Raw genomic sequence first — 19,322 nt, 5'->3', positions numbered from 1 at the left:
CAATGTATTTAATTGCAATGAATGCGGTTGCGCCCATCGGCCTTGGCGGTATAGAGGGCGGCATCGGCCGCGCAAATCAGCGCTTCAGAGTTGTGAAAGCGTTGGTTCTGCTGACAGGCTACACCAATGCTCACCGTGACCGGGGCATCAGCAGATAAGTTAAGCTCAGTGAAATCCAGCTCAGCGATATGACGGTTCATCCGGATTGCAATCAACTGGGCGACCCGGGTTGAGCAGCGCGGTAATAACACGGCAAACTCTTCGCCGCCATAACGTGCGGCGACACAGTCGCGGGCTGGCAGGCACAGGTCAATGACATTGGCGATTTTTTGCAGGCATTTATCTCCCTGAATATGACCATGTTCATCGTTAAAACGCTTAAAGTAATCTACGTCAATTAGTAACATGCTCAGGGGCAGGTTATCACGGGTGCACATCTGCCAGCTCTCGGCTAATGCCTCTGCAAAGCGATGGCGATTGGATAAACCGGTCAGATAATCGGTTCGGGCAAGTCGTTGTAAACGGCCAAACTCTGTTTTGTGGGCCGTCAGGTCGTGAATTACACCCACCAGATAAACATCATCAAAGGCGAAAATGTCCGGAACACTGGAAAGAGAAAGGTCTGCCGCAAGGGATTTGCCATTGCTTCGGTAAAAGGTCACCTCCTTGGGGCCATGGTTGAGTTTTATGCTCTTGTCTGCGCGCAGTTCATTGAACAGGCAATGATATTCTTCTGCATAGTGTTCCCCCATGAGCGAGAGCAAGTTACGCCCCAGCAAAGCGGCACGCGATTCGCCGAGTAAATTGGCGGCAACCGGATTAATCATCTCAATGCTGGCAGAGGTGTTTAGCACGACAATGCCTTCACTCATGAAATTGATCATGGTGGCCAGTGAGCCCTGCTCGGTGTTCAGCCCATGTTGCTGGGGAGAATAGCTGGAAGGTGCAGCGTGCTGAAGCTGATGCACTTGGGCGGAGGCTTTTAATGATAACGCCTGAATGTCGTTAAGGTGGTTTGATGAATATGCCGGGATCTCAGTGTTGTTGTTATGATGAGTACGCATAATGTTTCCTTAGCCTGTCAATGGTTCAATGTCATCTCAGGCAAAGCGTACGCATTTTATTTAAGGTAAACCTTCCGCCAACCTTCTGATTTAACATACTGAAAAGTAAGGATAAAAATAGACTTCTCACAAAGACTTCTTGAGAGCGGAAGGATAAAAAGACGCCGCCGGCGTCTTTTTTTTGCGCTTTCTAAATCGCAGAACAGGTGCGTCTGACCCTCAGGTCGCAGTGTTCATGCAGGTGGGCGATTACGAATTTGTGGATCCTGGCTGACATAGCGGGGGGCATGTGTGTCGCCTTGCACGACCACGAGTCTGACGCACAGCGTTTCATTATCGTTATCACTGTCCATCAGCGTGAGCGTTTGCCCATCACTAGAAATCGTGGGGTCGAGATTGCCGTACTTATCGCCGGTAATCTCTGGTGTGACAAAGTTTAGGTTGTCCTGATTATCTTGCAGGGTATAGGTCACCGGGGTGTTCAGCTGGGTAACATCCACCGGTGCATCCGTGGCATGGCCTTGCTGGTCATAGATGGTGAAAAGCGGTGGTGTCGTGGTGATGTCAACACTGACTTTAAACTGAATGGGTGAGGTCGTTGTCATTGGTTTTTCCTTTTAGTTGTATTGTGTACGGGTTAGTGGAAATACGGCGACGCTGAAATGCCCTCGGGGCTCAGTGTATGATCTTGCCGGTCAGCAAGTGGCTGTTCTTCACTACATTGCCGGGTCGCCATCAACAACTGAATAAGTTGCGCATCTTTGCTGATGCGGGCATGGGGCAACAGCAGCTCTCGCGCGTTTTCACAGTGCTGATTCGGCGCAGACTGATCGGGATTGCCCGGCACCGGGAAGGCTTGTAATAGCTGATACTGTGCATGGAAAATAGCGGCACTGATGGAACTGTCTGGATTCAGTGTGTCCAGCCAATCTCGGCTTTTGTATAACGCCTTCTGCTTGGCTTCGGTCCGGTTTTGCTGATGATAGATAAAGGCCAGTGTCAGGTAGTCAGAGTCAGTCAACGTGTTTTCAGTAAAGATGCGCGTCAGCAGCGCGTCTGTTTCATTGGGTGCATAGCCAGTGTCTGTCTCTTCAATAAGGGTGCTAAGACGTATCAACAGCAGCTGAACCTTACGCTTGTCATCCTGCCATACGGCGTTTTGCGGATCCTGGTTTGTCAGTTTATCCAGATAGTGCAGGGCATTGCTGGCAAGCGCCGTAGCCTGTCTGATATCACCGGTTAATTCACGCAAGTTGGCATGTTGCCATAGCACCAGTGCCATGCTCTCCAGGGTATAGGCATTGTCTGGTTGCACATCAAGGGCCTGCTGAAGACGTTCCTTGCCAAGCGTAAAATACTTCAGTGCCGCGTTCGCGTCACCCAGATGCCGGGCAACAGAAGCCAGCCACGAATAGGTGTCGGCGATATCAGCCAGTAGCGCAACATTCTTGCTATCGGCCTCTGCCAGCTCAATTTTCAGTGCCAGAGAATGGCGGAATGAGGTGAGTGCCTGCTGATAGCGCTGCTGTTTTACCGCCAGAGATCCAAGGCTGTTGTGCGCATAGGAAAGCTCAAGTTGCGCCTGACTGTCTTGTGGCTGTATGGCTAACAGGCGCTGACTGTAGTGTAGATAGGCTTCCAGAATGGGTTTGGCCCGTTCATAGTGACCGGCGTCATAATCAAGTTGCGCACGCCAGAATGCATTCGCCCCAAGCATGGTCAGCAGTTCACTTTGTTCGACGTCGGTGTCCAGCAACCTAACCAATTGACGCTCAGCGGCGGTGAAACTCTGTCTGGCCTCTTCATTATTACCTCGTGAATAAGCCACTTCGGCCAGAGCCTGAAGTGTTAGGGCGCGCTGAAAGCGGGCCTCATTGCTGGGTTGCAAGTCAAAAAGCAGCCACCACGGCGCAATATCTGTCTGCTCATCACTGGCACTGAAGTATTCGACGGCTTTACCACTGATCCCATCCAACAGATCCATGCGCTTGACACTGCGCAATTTGTCGGCAAATTCTCCTACCATAAAGCCGAGCAGTCCCTCTGCTTCCTGACGTTTTTGTTCGGCCAGATGCTGGGCATGCTGACTTTGTAAGGTCATAAAAACTGAAATACAGGTGAGCAGAGCTAAGAGTGTCACGGTTCCACGCTTTAACCAGCGACGGTTTCTGACTTTTGTCTGCGAAGCGCGAATCAGTGCCTGCTCATGGTCAAGCAATGTGAAACTGCGATTATGGAGCAGGCGTTGGGCTTCCTGCAGCGGTTTACCGTCTGCCAGTAAATAGGCAGAACTGCGATTTTCTGCCAGCCAGCTCTGTGCCTGCTGATGTAACTGGCTTCGGATGGCAAGGCTGTCTTTGTGCTGACTAATCCAGTCTGAGACCCTTGACCAACGGCGCAGGAGCGCTTCATGAGCAAGACGAAAACAGGCCTGTTGATCCTGTAAGTGGGACACAAACAAGCGGTTGTCGACCATGGTTTGTACAAAGGCCCGTTGTGCCGGGGTGTTCAGCTCTTGCCAGCGTGCAGTGCGACTGGTGAGATTGCTGGCATCATGACTGAGGGTAACTAACAGCGCCATTACCTCAGAAAATGCCTGCTGATTGTTGGCTGACATGCCTTTAAATATTTCCTCAGCCTTGTGACCAATGGCGCCTTCAATCCCACCTAACTCACGGTATACACTGGCCTGAAGCTGATTTTCATTGCGCTGTTCATATAATTCTTGCAGCGTGTACTGAAGCAAGGGCAGCGCATCGGGCTGTGAGGCTGCTTCCAGCACCAGGACCTCATCAAGAGGCATACCGGTATCCGTATCCTTGCCCCACGTCAGCTGAGCCGCGATGGCGGGAAGTCGAATCATCTGGCTCAGTTCATGGGGGGATGGAGGAGCCAGATCGAAATGGCTACCATGATCTTTACCGCGCATCAGCGCAGGATAATTAGCAAGAAGAGGGTAAAAATCATTGCGGCACGCTGTTACGACGATGACAGCCTGGCATCGCGCCAATGCATCGATCAGCTGTGTCATCCCCTGACGGTCTTCATCACTGAACTGCGGTGAGTCCAGCAGGACTTCGAGACGATCCAGGACCAGCATCAGCCGGGCAGTGCGATACTGCGGATGCGCTTTGATGGCTTGCTGGCAAAGGTTACACACCTGCTCAATGTCAGTCTGTAGTACCAGTGCAAGGCTTTGGGCGCTGAAACCACAAAACACCGGTTGCGCGTCAATCTCCCAGTCCAGTAACGCGCTGGCGATACTTTGCCATATATCCATGGCACTCACATCGGCAAAGTCTGTGCTGGTTACACTCACCACACCCAGGCCATCGACACCGGTTGCGGCGGTCAGGCGCGGTATGAGACCGGCATGAATGAGCGAGGACTTTCCTGAGCCACTGGCTCCGAGCAACAGTAAGAAGCCATGATTGCGCCTCACCTGGCTATTGAGCCGCTGAAGCAGCTCTTCTATCTGGGATTGTCGGCCAAAGAAAATGCCCGCATCTTTATCGCTAAAGGCATTCAAACCCAGAAAAGGGGAGCCCCCCTGCCACTGGCTTTTTTCTGCTCTGGCCTGGTCATCACGGGGAAAAACCACATCGGCAATGATCCGATAACCCCGTTTGCGGATGGTCTCGATATAGATGGGTTGGGTGGCCCGGTCACCCAATGCTTTGCGCAGCTGCGTGATCGCTTTGTGTACGGGGTTATCACCGACCGCCACGGCCCCCCAGCATTGTTCTACCAGCGTATCGGCACTGACAACCTCACCGGCCTGCTGGCACAACAGTAGCAGGACATCCATGGCTTTGGGTTCAACCACACTGAGGGTTTTACCCAGTCTGAGGCTGTTGCTGGCTGGAGATACCTGCCAGTCTCCTAAGTAAAACTGACTACTTTCCACTTGTCATTCAACACATCATGATTCGGGGTGACCAACACCAGCTGACGGCTGGTTATTTTTAATAGCCGTTTACTATACGCAAAACTGAGGTGGTCGCCACTTTTTTGCCCGCACCACCTGAAACTGCAACGGGCTGACTGAGCATCAGGTGATAAGGAGGCGTTTTGATGTGAGATGGCGCTTAGTCTTTTAGATCATCAAATTGCTTTTTCAGATCGTAGTTTTCATCAATGACGATTTTTTCAAGGGTCTGGACTCTGTCCTTCAGGCCTGACACTTCTTGTTTTAACGCGTCTAACTCTTGTGATTTTGGGGCTTTTTTGTTACGCGAATTAACCAGTTCAACAAGCGCCCAGCAACAAATGGCGACAATGGCGATGGCAGTAATATTCATAGCAATGTTTCCTTTTTCGTAATGCTGTTATCCTAACCTGTAAAGCAAACTGCAGGCCAATGGAAAAAGTCATTATTTTCATTGTGTTACAAAATTACGCCCGATAACAGACGGACTGTTTTAGTGAATTGAACGAAGTAATGGTGAATATGACCGACAGTCAACAACAAACTGATGAGTATTGGATGAACAAGGCGCTGGGCCTGGCACAAAAGGCCTGGGATGAAGGGGAAGTACCGGTGGGCGCCATATTGATAAAAGGCGATGACGTGTTGGGTCAGGGCTGGAACCGTTCAATTGGCCACCATGATCCCTCGGCACACGCAGAAATGATGGCAATCCGGGAAGCCGGGCAACACATCGGCAATTATCGTCTGCTGGATACGGTGCTTTACGTTACGCTGGAACCCTGCGCCATGTGTGCTGGTGCCATTGTGCATGGGCGTATCGGCCGTGTGGTCTATGGCGCTGCGGACAAAAAGACCGGAGCCTGTGGTTCGGTCATGGATATTGCCCGTCATCCTGCACTTAACCATCAGGTAAGCGTGACCGGTGCCGTGTTAGAAGAGGCGTGTTCTACGCTGTTGTCGGATTTTTTCCGCTGGCGCCGGGCTCAGAAAAGGGCCGAGCGAAAAAACGAACAGACACTGAACCGACCATAAATTACGTTGCGGATGCGTGCTGATGGCAGCTCCTCCCGGCGGGATAACGCTATCGGAAGAGTGGAATATAACCCTTTTATAGCCTGGGGAAAGAGTCTCTAGCTGGCCTGCGCGATATCTCCTGGTGCCATGTCGCTGGCCTGGAACTGCTGACGTCTGAGTTGGATTTTCCGGTGCAGCTTCTTCATAACCAGCCGGCGACGGCTGTGACAGCGAAGGGGGGCGGAAACCCTGAGTTGATGTCGTCTACGCAATGTTGTCTCCTGTTGTTGTTTTAATGGATATATCCTCTGACATCGTCAGTGGCCGATAGTTTCCCCCGTGGGCTGCTCCCCTAAACGCTGCTGTTCGTCCAGCCATACCAGGGTGTCGTAATATCGCCTGATATTAGCCACATACGTTACCGCTTCATCACCTCTGGCATAGCCATAGCGTGTGGTCTTATAAAAACGTTTCTGGCGCAGCAAAGGCAATCTGGATTTCACATCGACCCAGATGTCAGGATTGCCACCCTGTCGTTCGGTGAGGATTCGGGCGTCTTCAAGATGACCCATGCCAACATTGTAGGCTGCCAGAGCAAACCACAGGCGATCAGGGTATTCGATGCGCTCCGGGATCCGCTCAACTAAACCCTGTAGATATCTGGCACCGCCTTCAATACTTTGTTTCGGGTCGAGGCGGGATGTAACCCCTAAATCCTTGGCTGTGGGTAAGGTCAGCATCATCAACCCTCTCACACCGGTAGGGGAGCGAGCCCGTGGATTCCAATGGCTTTCCTGGTAGCTCATGGCGGCCAGCAAGCGCCAGTCAATACTGTCGGCATATTGCATAAACAGCGGCTGATATGTGGGCAAGGTCTGCTCAGCAGCCTGGATAAACAACCGGGTATCCACATAATTAAACTGCCTGACATGACCAAAATACTTGTCTTCCAGAGCGGCCAGTCGACCGTCTTCGTAAAGTGTACTGAAGTAGTCCAGCATCGCGGCCAGCAGCGAGTCGTCCTGATTTTTGCTCATGGCCCAGGCAACCCGCTGTGGCTCCTGAAGGGTAAAGCCAATGGACAGTTCCGGATGACGGCGGCGCATGATGGCAAGAATATTAGAGTCGGCAATGGTGTAGTCATATTCTTCGCGCAATACGGCTTCCATCAGCTCTTCGTTATCCATTTCATTCGTGGCCTGCCAGCTAAGTTGCGGAAATTGCTGCTGCAGGCGCCTGAGCGTATCAGTGTGATTGCTCCCCGCCACCACAATCATCTCGCCGGTGAGATCTTCAGGACCACGGGGCCGCTCTGCCCCTTGCTTAAAAATCAACTTCTGACTCACGTACTGATACGGCGGACCGAATTTAAACGCCTCCGCCCGTTGTGGTGTCACGGACAGTCCGGCGGCAAGCAGCTGTACCTGTTGCTTTTGTACCTGTGTAAAAGCCTGGTTTAAATTAAAAAAGGGATACACTTCCAGGCGTACGCCCAGATAGTCCGCAAAACCTTTGACCAGTTCGTATTCGAAGCCCTCAGGTCCGTTAGGTCCGGTATAATAGGTGGTCAGTCCATACTGGGTGCCGACTTTAAGCACGCCGGACTCGGCAACTTGCTCCAGCACATTAGGCTGGCGCTGTGGCTGGCAGGATAGCAGGCATAGACCCAGCAGCAGCGCGATAGTGATGTGGAGATAGGGTTTGAGCAAGCGCACGGATATCCTGTTCTAATCTGATCGACAGGGGGTCATTGTGACCAAAATCGGGCATGGGTGCCAGTCTTGTTAAAGGTGACAGGTAAAAGAGGCAAAAGCGGTTTTGCCGATGCTTGACGACAGGCCTTTGAACGGGCGCTTGAACTATCACTCGCAGCCCAATCGGTATATAATCCGCGGCCTGACATTTCCAGCAACTTTGGTGATAGATAGCATGCTAGTTCTTCGCGGGGCGCCAGCCCTCTCTGAGTTCCGAATCAATAAACTGCTCGCACAATTTACTGACAGGCAGCTTGATATTTCTGCCCTGAGCGCAGAGTACGTGCATTTTGCCCAGACTGAGGGGGAATTGAGCCCGGAGGAGCATAAGGTGTTATCCAGCTTGCTGGTCTACGGACCCAAAGCACAGGATCGCGACGTACAGGGTAAAATGTTACTGGTCGTCCCCAGACCCGGCACCATCTCCCCTTGGTCTTCCAAGGCCACCGACATCGCCCACAACTGCGGTTTAACTCAGGTTAAACGGTTAGAGCGTGGTATTGCGTTTTATCTGGAAGGGATTGATGACACCCGGTTAGCAGAGTACCAGGAGCTGCTCTATGACCGCATGACAGAGTCCGTGCTCAATGACATGGACCAGGCCGCATCCCTGTTTATACAGCAACAACCTACGCCGATGCGCACCGTGGATATTCTGGGGCAGGGCCGTACTGCGCTTGAGCAGGCTAACCAGGAGATGGGGCTGGCGTTGGCAGAAGATGAAATTGACTATCTGTTAAGCAGTTTTAAACGTCTGGGTCGCAATCCTAATGATGTGGAACTGTATATGTTTGCACAGGCCAACTCAGAGCACTGCCGACATAAAATCTTTAACGCGGACTGGAGTATTGATGGACTTAAGCAGCCCAAATCGCTGTTTAAGATGATCAAGAATACCTTTGAGCAATGCCCTGACTACGTTTCCTCGGCATATAAAGACAATGCTGCCGTGATGGAAGGCTCATTTGCCGGTCGTTTTTTCGCTGACGGTGAGGACAAGGTCTATCAATATCATCAGGAACGCATTGATATTCTGATGAAGGTGGAAACCCATAATCATCCCACGGCGATTTCTCCCTTCCCCGGCGCCGCCACAGGTTCGGGCGGTGAAATCCGTGATGAAGGGGCTACAGGTCGCGGCTCTAAACCCAAAGCCGGGCTGGTAGGCTTCAGTGTCTCAAATCTGCGTATTCCCGGCTATGAGCAGCCATGGGAACAGGACTACGGTAAGCCAGGCCATATTGTCAGTGCGCTGGACATTATGCTGGAAGGCCCTCTGGGGGGAGCAGCCTTTAACAATGAGTTTGGGCGGCCCAACATTCTCGGGTATTTCCGTACCTATGAGCAGCAGGTCAGCAGCTTCAATGGCGAAGAAGTGCGCGGTTATCACAAGCCCATTATGCTGGCAGGCGGACTGGGTAATATTCGGCCACAGCACACACAAAAGGGTGACATCACTGTTGGTGCCAAATTGATTGCCCTGGGTGGCCCTGCGATGAATATCGGTCTTGGTGGGGGCGCGGCGTCTTCCATGGCCTCAGGACAATCCAGTGAAGCGCTGGATTTTGCATCTGTACAACGGGACAATCCGGAAATCGAACGGCGTTGCCAGGAAGTGATCGACCGATGCTGGGCCATGGGTGAAGACAACCCCATCCAGTTTATTCATGATGTCGGCGCCGGTGGGCTGTCCAATGCGTTTCCGGAGCTGGTCAATGATGCCGGTCGTGGCGGACGCTTTGAATTGCGCAATATTCCCAATGATGAACCCGGTATGTCGCCTCTGCAGCTTTGGTGTAATGAATCTCAGGAGCGTTATGTACTGGCCGTGGCGCCAGACAATCTGCCCTTGTTTGCACAAATCTGTGAACGAGAGCGCGCGCCTTACGCGGTTGTTGGTGAAGCTACCGAAGCACCTCATCTGACATTGAATGATAGCCACTTTGACAATGCGCCGGTGGATATGCCCCTGGATGTATTGTTGGGTAAGCCGCCCAAAATGCACCGGGATGTACAATCAGCTTCGTTTGAAGGTCAGGCCGTCGCACTCGATGGTATTGATCCCGAGCAGGCAGCAGAGCGGGTATTACAACTGCCCACTGTGGCAGAAAAAACCTTCCTCATCACTATTGGCGATCGCACCGTCACCGGTCTGGTCAGTCGCGATCAGATGGTGGGGCCCTGGCAAATCCCCGTGGCGGATGTGGCGGTAACAGCCTCAGCCTATGACACCTACCATGGCGAGGCCATGGCGATGGGTGAACGTACGCCATTGGCGCTGCTTGATCATGCAGCATCTGCAAGAATGGCGGTGGCAGAAGCCATTACCAATATTGCGGCGGCGGATATTGGTGAAATGAAACGTATCAAGCTTTCTGCCAACTGGATGGCTGCAGCGGGCCACCCCGGTGAAGACGCAGGGTTGTACGCGGCGGTAAAAGCGGTGGGTGAAGAACTGTGTCCGGCACTGGGATTGACCATTCCCGTTGGTAAGGACTCCATGTCAATGAAAACCCGCTGGCAGCAGCAAGGGCAGGATAAGTCTGTCACATCTCCGCTGTCTCTGGTGATTACCGCTTTCGCCAGAGTGGAGGACGTACGGCGCACCCGTACGCCACAGTTGCGTCTGGATAGCGGCGATACCCGATTGGTATTGGTGGACCTGGGACGTGGTCAGAACCGCCTCGGTGGCTCCTGTCTGGCGCAGGTTTACACGCAGCTCGGTAACAGGGTACCGGATTTGGATAACCCTGAGTTACTGAGCGGATTCTTCAATGCCATCCAGCAACTCAATCAGCAAAATATGCTGTTGGCCTATCACGACCGCTCTGACGGAGGCTTGTTTACAACACTGGCAGAAATGGCTTTTGCCGGTCACTGTGGCCTGGATATCAGCCTGGATGGATTGGGTGATGTCATGCCAGCGTTGTTCAGTGAAGAGCTTGGAGCGGTGATCCAGGTCAAAACCGCAGATCTCGGACAGGTGATGTCGTTATTTGCAGCACAAGGTTTGCAGGACGTGGTACATGATATTGGTCAGCCTGTTGAAGGTGAGAGCATTCGTTTTCAGCAGGAACAGCGCACCGTGCTGGCGTCCAGCCGTGGTCATTACCGTAATTTATGGGCACAGACCACGCATCATATGCAGTCTTTGCGGGATAACCCTGAATGTGCCGAGCAGGAGTTGCGTCAGAAAAATGATGTGGCCGATCCGGGCTTACATGCTCACCTGACCTTTGATTTGAATGAGGATGTTGCTGCACCGCTGATTGCTGCGAATCTCAGTACAGGTGTTCAGCCCCGCGTGGCGATTTTAAGAGAGCAGGGCGTTAACTCCCATGTGGAGATGGCAGCGGCATTCAGCCGGGCCGGATTTGCCGCCATAGATGTTCATATGAGTGACATTCTTAAAGGGCGTGTGGATCTGAGCCAGTTCCAGGGATTAGTGGCCTGTGGCGGATTTTCTTATGGTGACGTACTCGGGGCGGGTGAAGGCTGGGCCAAGTCTATCCTGTTTAATGGCCGCGCCCGCGACCAGTTTGCGGCGTTCTTCAGTCGCAATGACACCTTCTCACTGGGTGTCTGTAATGGCTGTCAGATGCTGTCGAATCTCAAGACTCTGATTCCGGGTGCGGAGCATTGGCCCCACTTTGTGACCAATCGCAGTGAACGTTTTGAGGCAAGGTTTTCAATGGTTGAAGTGGTGAAATCCGACTCCGTATTGTTACAGGGCATGCAGGGGTCTCGCATGCCGGTCGCCGTGTCCCACGGTGAGGGCCGGGCTGAGTTTGCCGACCCATCAGCGCTTACGCAGTCTTTGAATTCGGGTAAGGTGGCGCTGCGCTATGTGGATAACTACGGAGTAGTAACCGAGCAGTACCCCGCGAACCCCAATGGTTCGCCTGAGGGGATCACCGGTTTAACCACAACAGACGGTCGTGTGACAATCATGATGCCGCATCCTGAGCGTGTTTTCCGCACGGTGGCGAATTCCTGGCATCCTGACGACTGGCAGGAAGATAGTCCCTGGATGCGATTATTCAGAAATGCCCGGGTATTTGTTGATTAAACGGGAATTTTTTTATCGATATGACTGTCTATATCCATACTCCTTAGCGTGGAGTGATGAGTAAACATTGAATGAGCAGGACGCTCACCTTTTCACGGCACCTTCAGTCACTGCAGGTGCCGTTTTTATGTCCAGGGATGGACGGTATGCCGGAAATGTCGGGAACGTTTTTCCGGCGATGTCCAGGGATGGACGGTATGCCGGAAATGTCGGGAACGTTTTTCCGGCGATGTCCAGGGATGGACGGTATGCCGGAAATGTCGGGAACGTTTTTCCGGCGATGTCCAGGGATGGACGGTATGCCGGAAATGCCGGGAACGTTTTTCCGGCGATGTCCGGGGACCGACGGACGCATGAGAATGTCTGCAGACACCGCATATGGATCTTCCCTGATAACCATGGGCCGAAAATATCCGCAAGGGTTTATGAGGCCATGCTCTGACGGAAGCAAACATAATCTGTACTTTTAGTACGTATTCCTGCCAGGTTGTTGTCTCAGGTAAACGCAGAGCCATCACGGCAATCCATGAGATTTCAGCGCCATTTCTATATCGAATGCTTGTCAGAATTGTTGCAGATCCATGGAATTCTGTATGAAAAGTCAAAAAAATGACATTTTTTTAGCTAAGCTGTTGTTAAATAACAAAACCCTGTTTACTATCTGTACTGAACCGTGCATTGGTCTGATCTGTACAGCATGCCACGGTCTCCTTTTCAGCGTAGTTTGGTTATGTCATGGACGTAATAACTGAGTGGAGAGGACCGAGCAGGGATTTGTAGACAATAAAACAATAAAAGAGATGGTTTATGAATCGCTCATCAAGAGGCTTTGGTCTTGCCGGAGTGCTGTTTGCCGTGATTATCATGGTTGTAACGGCGTTCTTTGGGGCCAGAGCAGAATCTGCGCCCCTGTATCCGCAGCATGCAGAGCGTAGCGTTATCGTTACTTCGGTTTCTGGTGGCGTTCACGATTAATCTGTTTCTGTTGCTGATTTTTCTGAAGCAGTACATAGGTGGCTGTCATGCCACCGTGTTGCTTCTGCGCCGTATGATATGCCAACACCACAGGCAGTTGCCGCAACCACTGATTCACATAGCTTTTTATCAGGGCCGGTATGGGTTTACTGTTCAGCCCGAGGCCATGCTGGATTAACAGGGTTCTCAGCCCGCGTTGATGGGCATGCATTATTGTTTCAAACAACGCTTTGCGGGCCTGCTCCACACTCATTCTTTGCATATTCAGCACGTCATCGATCAGGTATTTACCCAACCTGAGCTTCTTGTAGACACCTTCTTGTACACCAGCTTTCTTAAATTCCAGATAATCATAGGGTGCCACCGGCTCCACACTCTCTGTGCTAAGCGGATTAGTACTATGAATATTAATGTGCTCCAGTGCTTCACGCTTAAGTCGTTGAGCCAGGGTTTCTGTGGCTGGCTGGTGAAGTACCACCTTGTCATCGGAAGCAATGGGGCGAACATCCTGCATGGCATCGAGAAAATCCTGAAGATCTTTTTTAGTGTCCTCCACGATGACTCCTCCTGTTTAAGAATTTAACGCGAATACTGTTAGCGCAGTGAGATACAGCGGTGACGTCATTGCCAAAATGCTCAGACGGATAAAAACGGTGTCCCGATAAGGTAAAGATTTTCGTCGGCGAAGTTTACCATTTTTGCCTGACCGGCCCGTATAGTACCTATATATTATTGTCCCCATCTCATTGCAGGCAGGTATGCCAGACTAATGGACTAATACTGCCGGGCCCAGTTCCTGGTTCAGTTGCTGGCAAAATTTCACAACCGCCTCACGCATTTTTTCTACGGCATGTTCATACCCATCAGCGGTGAGTGCGATATCAATATCACTGGTACCCTGGTGAAGGATTTTATTTTTTTCCTGTCCGGTAAGCCAATAACGGGCTTGCAGCCGGATACCGTGTTGCTGAACAATCAGAAGATGTATCAGGTCGATGTGCAGCTGATAACGGCTGTGTTGTGCCGTTACCTCTGCGCCAGCGAGCAGGCGCAGGTTGCTGTCTGCACCATTTAACTCTTTTAGCAGGACACTCTGTACTGCGGTTTTCATGCTCTGAGCCCAGTAGTGCTGACTGGATATATGCAGTTGATTCGTGCCTTTGCTCATGACTAAACCGTTTTGGAGCAGGTAATCCGGCATTTGCAGACTTTCCAGCACCACCGCTGGCACATTGCTCTGGCCTTTGCTAACTGCGCTCGAGGGAGTATCCAGAAGGTAATATTCGATTGCAGGGGGAGAGGCACTACACGCGCTGAGCATGACCACCGACAATAGTATGAGACGAATTTTCATTTCTGGCTTCCTTTAGCTCTTGGCTGTGGCTCTTCGCCATGACGACTGAATATCAGACTGCTTGGCTGCTGATTGAGTTTGTGTAACAGGGGTTGAAGCTGACTCAAGCTCTGTTCAAGCCGCGCTAATGAGCGGGTAAGCTGGTTGTGACTGGACGAGCCGGAGCCATAGTCAGCGCTGAGCTGGGTAAAGGCTTTTAGGGCACTGTTGAGTTCGCTCACTAGTTGTTGTTGCTCCATCTCACTGAGCAGGCTTTCTACCCCAGCAAGGCTGCTCTGTAGTTGCTCCATGGTGCTGGTGGCACTGTTCATGGTCATGGAAATATCCGCGCTGAGCTGCTCCAGAGGTAGCCCATTGAGTTTATCCAGCACGGCATCGAGTTTTTGAGTCAGTAACGAGAACTCACCGGAGATACTGGGGATCAGGGTCAGTTCACCCAACTGCTGGTCTGAGATGGCCTCCTGATTCGGGTGATATTTCAGCTCCACATATTGTTTTCCGGTAATCAGATTGCCCGTTGCCAGCGATGCGCTGAGACCTTCATCGATCCAGCCCAGCATTTGTGTTTTTAGTGTGGCTGCACCTTGCTTATCGTCAGGTAAGCCTAATTGTGCGGGGAAAAGTGAAAGGATAACCGGAATGCGATAATCCTTATGCAGAAAGGGAGGTTGCTCGGATGGCAGTGGTACGTTAATGCGTTCCACTTTGCCTACTGTTAAGCCCTGGTATTCGACGGGGGCGCCAATATCCAGCCCTTTCACCGAATCTTCCAGCAGGATTACATACTGCAGCTTTTCTTTTAACTCAGGCTGAGACGCCTGTTCATAGTTAGAATAGATCTGAAAAAAGCTGCGATGGCGTATGATCTGACCGGCTGGCATGCCTTCAGGCAGTCCAAAGGTGATGCCATTGGTTAACAAGGTTTGCAGATTTCCTGTGGCGACAGTTAAGCCTTCGGTGTCCAGTTTCACCTGAACGCCGCTGATATTCCAGAAGCGGGTGTTTTCAGTAATTAACTGGTGATAAGGGGCGTGCACAAAGGCGTTGTAGTAGACCGTGCGCTCGGCATAATTGAAATACACGTTTTCTACTTTGCCCACTGTCATGCCTTTATAAATAATGGGGTCTCCTTCAGTGAACGCAAACTCCTCTCCACTGCTCAGGGTCAGATGCATACCCGGCGAACCGGCAGGCGTCAGGGGGGGATCGTCCAGGCCACGGAAATTTGTGGCTGTTTGATCGCTTGCCCCGGGCGCCAGTTCTATATAGGCGCCCGAAAGCAAGGTGGACAGACCCGACACACCAGACAGGCTCACTTTGGGCGACACCACCCAAAAGCTGGCATCTTCGGTTAGCAGCGGTGTTGATTCCTGTGTCATTCTGGCCGTGACAATAACGCCTTTACTGCCCGGCGCGAGTTTAATCTCTTTGACCAGGCCGATATCCACATCCCGCGCTTTGATTCGGGTCTTACCGGCCTCCAGCCCTTTGGCTGAACTGAACTCGATGCTGATCAAGGGGCCCTGTTGGCTGAGTTCGGTATATACCATCCAGATACCAATCCCTAAAGCGACCAGGGGGACCAGCCAGATCTTGGACCAGGATGAAGCCGGCTCTAACCGGGCAGCGCGATTATTCTGAGGTGTTGTCATCAGGTTTTTTTATCCAAATTAATCTGCTGTCAAAACTGTTAGCGGCCAGCATCGTCAGGATCACAACCGCAGAAAACGCCAGGGCAGCCGGTCCGGGATAAACACTCATGGTGTTACCCAGTTGGATCAGGCTGACCAGAATGGCGACGACAAAGACATCGAGCATCGACCAGCGTCCGATAAAGTCCGTAATGCGATACAGGCGCGTGCGCCACTGCTGACCACTGGCTACTTGTTTCTGGATGCTGTAGTTAAGCCAGCTCAATACCACCAGCTTGCCCACCGGCACGGCGATACTGGCGATAAAAATCACCAAAGCGACGGGGTAAGAGCCATCTTGCCAAAGACTGACGACGCCGCCAAGTATTGTGCTGGGCTGCTCCTGACCCAGTACCCGGGTATGCATAATGGGTAAGGTGTTAGCCGGGATATACAGGATTAACGCGGCTACCAGGTAGGCCCAGGTGCGCTGGGTTACATGGCTTAATGACGGCGGCGCTTTTTTTGCCAGTTTCCAGCGTGTTTCACCCAAACGACGCAGATCTCTGGAGAGTTGAAAATCATCCAGGTAGACCAGACAACAAAGCAGACACAGGGTGAATAAAAGGTAAGCATAAAACGACAGGCCCAGCGCGATATCCGCCAGGTCCCGTATTTTGATCAGGCTGATCAGTGCTCCCACTAAAAATATTTCTGCCATGCTCCAGGGTAATAGCGTGAAAAGGATACGTTTAACCCAGCCACCGTGAGGCGGATACTTCTGCTTTCTGAGAAAAAAACTCAAATAAATCATGCAAATAAGGATGCAGGCCGGGATGACGTAGATGGCCAGCAGTTGGATCACTGCCAGGATCGGATACTCCTGCTCTACCAAAGTGCTGATGCTGAGTGGAATATTCATGCGCTGAAACTGTCCCTGAACACTGAAAATCATAAACTCAAACGGAATGGACGCGATCAGGAAGCATAACGCTGCCAGGCTGAATGCCATGATTTTATCGTTGGCTTGGAAGCGCAGTAGCGTGAGTTGATAGCCACAGCGAGGACACAAGGCTTTTTGCTTGTGTTGCAATCCGGTGACCGAGACTGACAGGTGGCACTCCGGGCATCTCACCTCAATCGAATCCTCAGTCATGGCGACATTATCATCCATAGATAGCGTTATTCTCTCGGCGGCAATTAAAATTAAACCAGTCAAAGGCTGTGTCACTAATTTTTAGTAACGTGCCAGCAACAGCCTGGCTCCTATAAGTGGAGCGTAAACCGCGCCAAATGTACAGCTTAGGATTACCGTCTTTTTGTCGTTATCAGGACAGGGCGGACCTCCAGAGGATTGTTTGGCGCAAGTCCTCGTCGTTTTATGCAGTACAACGCATCAGGCTTGTGGCAAATAGTAAAACTGCTTATGGTCACAGGCCCATATTTTGTCCGGAGAATACCTTTATGTTTGTTGCTGTACGAATGCTGGCGATGCTGATGTCGGCAGTGCTGTTTTCACAGACGGCGTTGGCTCAGGATGGGTCTCGTTTTGTCTCGGAAGACATTTTTGAACTTGAGTATGTCAGTGATGCGCAAATCTCTCCTGACGGCTCGCGTATTGTCTATGTGCGCAGCAGTTTTGATGTCATGCAGGACGATAACAGACACAGTTTGTGGATGTACGAGCTGGACAGCAATGAAAATTACCCGCTGTTTGCAGATCAGCATGATTACAGCCAGCCGGTCTGGTCCGACAATGGTCAGAAATTGGCTTTTATCTCTAATCGCGATGGGCGCAGTCAGCTCTATGTGCATTGGCTGTTACAGGACAAGACTGCCCTGGTGACTCAGGTGGAAAAAGGTATAAGGGATATCAGCTGGTCTCCCGATGGACAGCAACTTGCGTTCACCATGGATGTGATGGCAGGCCCCACCGATTTTGCTAGATCTGTGTACACACCCAAAAAGCCCCAGGGGGCCGAGTGGGCAGAAGCCCCAATCATCATTGAAAAAGCCAGATACCAGGCCGATGGACGCGGCATGTTAGAGCCTGCGTATCGGCATGTTTTTGTGGTACCTGCCACAGGTGGAAGCGCCAGACAGGTTTCGCAGGGAGACTATCAGCATCGGGGCCCGCTTACTTGGCGGCCAGATGGCAGCGCGATTGTTTATACTTCTAACCGTAACGCAGACTGGGAATATCAGGGCAGCGAAGCAAATTTGTATCAGATCAGCTTAGAAGACGGCAAACTGACTGAGCTGACGACTGCTGAGGGCTCGGAGTATGCTCCGCAGTTTTCTCCGGATGGTTCGCAGCTGGCTTATTTAAGCCGTACCAATGCCAAAGTGCCCTATCAGAACACACAACTCAGGGTGTGGGACCTCGACACGGATAAAACCAAGAGCGTCACAAAGACACTGGATCGTTCTGTATCCGAGTTTGGCTGGCACAATAATAACGAGCTGATGATCCAGTACGATGACCATGGCAAGCGCATACTGGCAAGGCTTAAGCAGGATGGCAGTTATCAGCCCATACTGGATAAGGTATCCGGTACCACACTGGGGCGCCCCTATATCAGCGGCAGCTTTTCCGTGGCCGAAAACGGTGCTGTGGCCTATACGCGCGGCAACAGTCAGCGCCCGGCTGATTTGGGGTATTGGTTTAATGATAAAGATCGCGCATTAACCAATGTCAATCAGGATGCACTGGGTCATAAACAGCTTGGACAGGTGCACGAAATAGAATATGCCTCGTCGTTTGACGGCGAAACCATTCAGGGTTGGTATATCACCCCGCCAGGATTTGATCCAAAAAAGGAGTATCCTTTACTTCTGGAGATCCATGGCGGCCCCCATCTTGCCTACGGCCCACACTTCAGTGCTGAACTTCAGCGCTATGCCGCCGAGGGGTACGTGGTGTTTTACGCCAATCACCGCGGCAGTTCCTCTTATGGTGAGCGGTTTGCCATGCTGCTGGATGGCAAGTACAGCTCCAAAGAAGACTTTGCGGATCACAACTCCGGCGTCGATGCCATGATAGACAAGGGATTTATTGATAGTCAGAACCTGTTTATCGCCGGTGGCTCAGCCGGTGGCATTGCCAGTGCCTATGCGATTGGCCTCACTAATAGGTTTAACGCGGCGGCCATTACCAAGCCGGTTATCAACTGGGTGAGTAAAGTGCTCACCGCAGACAGTTACCTTGGTCAAATTCGCAATCAGTTTCCAGGTATGCCCTGGGAACATCTTGAGCATTACTGGCAGCGCTCACCGCTGTCACTGGTGGGCAATGTGACCACGCCCTCATTGATCATGACAGGAGAAGAAGACCGGCGTACGCCCATGTCTGAATCTGAGCAATTCTATCAGGCGCTGAAACTCAAGAGAGTGGATGCGGCACTGGTCAGAGTGCCCGGAACGCCCCATGGCATTGCCGGCAAACCGTCACGAATGATTGCCAAGATTGAGCACACGCTGGCCTGGTTCGAACGTTACCAAAAGGCGCAGTAGCCGGGACGGGAAATATC

General features: G+C 51.8%; 13 protein-coding genes. 4 read left to right on the top strand and 9 right to left on the bottom strand.

All coding sequences use genetic code 11. The features are described 5' to 3' along the window. Positions 1 to 8: 8 nt before the first annotated feature. The 4 genes from CCY32_RS08980 to CCY32_RS08965 form a co-directional block, all read right to left on the bottom strand. Positions 9 to 1,064 (bottom strand): diguanylate cyclase, encoded by a 1,056-nt coding sequence (locus CCY32_RS08980; protein WP_141096208.1) that lies wholly within the window; start codon positions 1,062 to 1,064, stop codon positions 9 to 11. Between the two features lie 233 nt (positions 1,065 to 1,297). Further along, the gene (locus CCY32_RS08975; RefSeq protein WP_088330280.1) at positions 1,298 to 1,669 is read right to left on the bottom strand and encodes a DP-EP family protein; all 372 of its coding nucleotides are present in this window, start codon (positions 1,667 to 1,669) and stop codon (positions 1,298 to 1,300) included. 32 nt (positions 1,670 to 1,701) lie between these two features. Beyond that, complete coding sequence (locus tag CCY32_RS08970; protein WP_088330279.1) at positions 1,702 to 4,971, bottom strand: winged helix-turn-helix domain-containing protein; 3,270 nt, start codon at positions 4,969 to 4,971, stop codon at positions 1,702 to 1,704. A 181-nt stretch (positions 4,972 to 5,152) separates the two neighbouring features. Further along, positions 5,153 to 5,365, bottom strand: a complete 213-nt coding sequence (locus tag CCY32_RS08965) for a hypothetical protein (protein WP_088330278.1) — start codon at positions 5,363 to 5,365, stop codon at positions 5,153 to 5,155. A gap of 149 nt (positions 5,366 to 5,514) precedes the next feature. On the opposite strand from CCY32_RS08965, the gene tadA reads away from it, so the two are divergent. After that, entirely contained in the window at positions 5,515 to 6,027 is a 513-nt protein-coding gene (gene tadA / locus CCY32_RS08960) for a tRNA adenosine(34) deaminase TadA (RefSeq protein WP_088330432.1), read from the top strand. A gap of 299 nt (positions 6,028 to 6,326) precedes the next feature. Here tadA and mltF read toward each other — a convergent pair whose 3' ends face one another. Then, complete coding sequence (gene mltF, locus CCY32_RS08955; protein WP_348638940.1) at positions 6,327 to 7,724, bottom strand: membrane-bound lytic murein transglycosylase MltF; 1,398 nt, start codon at positions 7,722 to 7,724, stop codon at positions 6,327 to 6,329. Positions 7,725 to 7,938: 214 nt separating this feature from the next. Between mltF and purL the strand changes: the two genes are divergently transcribed. Together purL and CCY32_RS17200 are read left to right on the top strand one after the other, a co-directional pair. Beyond that, positions 7,939 to 11,832 carry a phosphoribosylformylglycinamidine synthase gene (purL, locus tag CCY32_RS08950; protein WP_088330277.1) on the top strand — a complete coding sequence of 1,298 codons (3,894 nt, stop codon included), beginning with the start codon at positions 7,939 to 7,941 and terminating at the stop codon, positions 11,830 to 11,832. A gap of 807 nt (positions 11,833 to 12,639) precedes the next feature. Next, positions 12,640 to 12,807: a hypothetical protein gene (locus CCY32_RS17200; RefSeq protein WP_168171460.1), complete on the top strand. Its 168-nt coding sequence runs from the start codon at positions 12,640 to 12,642 to the stop codon at positions 12,805 to 12,807. On the opposite strand, the gene smrA is transcribed toward CCY32_RS17200, so the two are convergent. The 4 genes from smrA to CCY32_RS08925 form a co-directional block, all read right to left on the bottom strand. Next, complete coding sequence (gene smrA / locus CCY32_RS08940; RefSeq protein ID WP_088330430.1) at positions 12,776 to 13,321, bottom strand: DNA endonuclease SmrA; 546 nt, start codon at positions 13,319 to 13,321, stop codon at positions 12,776 to 12,778. The two genes, CCY32_RS17200 and smrA, sit on opposite strands and share 32 nt — an antisense overlap. A 252-nt stretch (positions 13,322 to 13,573) precedes the next feature. After that, the gene (locus CCY32_RS08935) at positions 13,574 to 14,161 is read right to left on the bottom strand and encodes an ABC-type transport auxiliary lipoprotein family protein (protein ID WP_088330275.1); all 588 of its coding nucleotides are present in this window, start codon (positions 14,159 to 14,161) and stop codon (positions 13,574 to 13,576) included. After that, positions 14,158 to 15,813, bottom strand: a complete 1,656-nt coding sequence (gene pqiB, locus CCY32_RS08930; protein WP_088330274.1) for an intermembrane transport protein PqiB — start codon at positions 15,811 to 15,813, stop codon at positions 14,158 to 14,160. The genes CCY32_RS08935 and pqiB overlap by 4 nt, the downstream gene beginning before the upstream one ends. Beyond that, positions 15,794 to 16,948 carry a paraquat-inducible protein A gene (locus CCY32_RS08925; RefSeq protein ID WP_246840570.1) on the bottom strand — a complete coding sequence of 385 codons (1,155 nt, stop codon included), beginning with the start codon at positions 16,946 to 16,948 and terminating at the stop codon, positions 15,794 to 15,796. Before CCY32_RS08925 ends, pqiB begins: the two co-directional genes overlap by 20 nt. A 341-nt stretch (positions 16,949 to 17,289) precedes the next feature. Between CCY32_RS08925 and CCY32_RS08920 the strand changes: the two genes are divergently transcribed. Further along, the gene (locus tag CCY32_RS08920; RefSeq protein ID WP_246840582.1) at positions 17,290 to 19,305 is read left to right on the top strand and encodes a S9 family peptidase; all 2,016 of its coding nucleotides are present in this window, start codon (positions 17,290 to 17,292) and stop codon (positions 19,303 to 19,305) included. The last annotated feature ends 17 nt before the right edge of the window (positions 19,306 to 19,322 follow it).

It is taken from the genome of Lacimicrobium sp. SS2-24 (genome assembly GCF_002201535.1).
Classification (GTDB): Bacteria; Pseudomonadota; Gammaproteobacteria; order Enterobacterales; family Alteromonadaceae; genus Lacimicrobium.
This window is presented reverse-complemented; position numbering and strand designations above follow the sequence as displayed.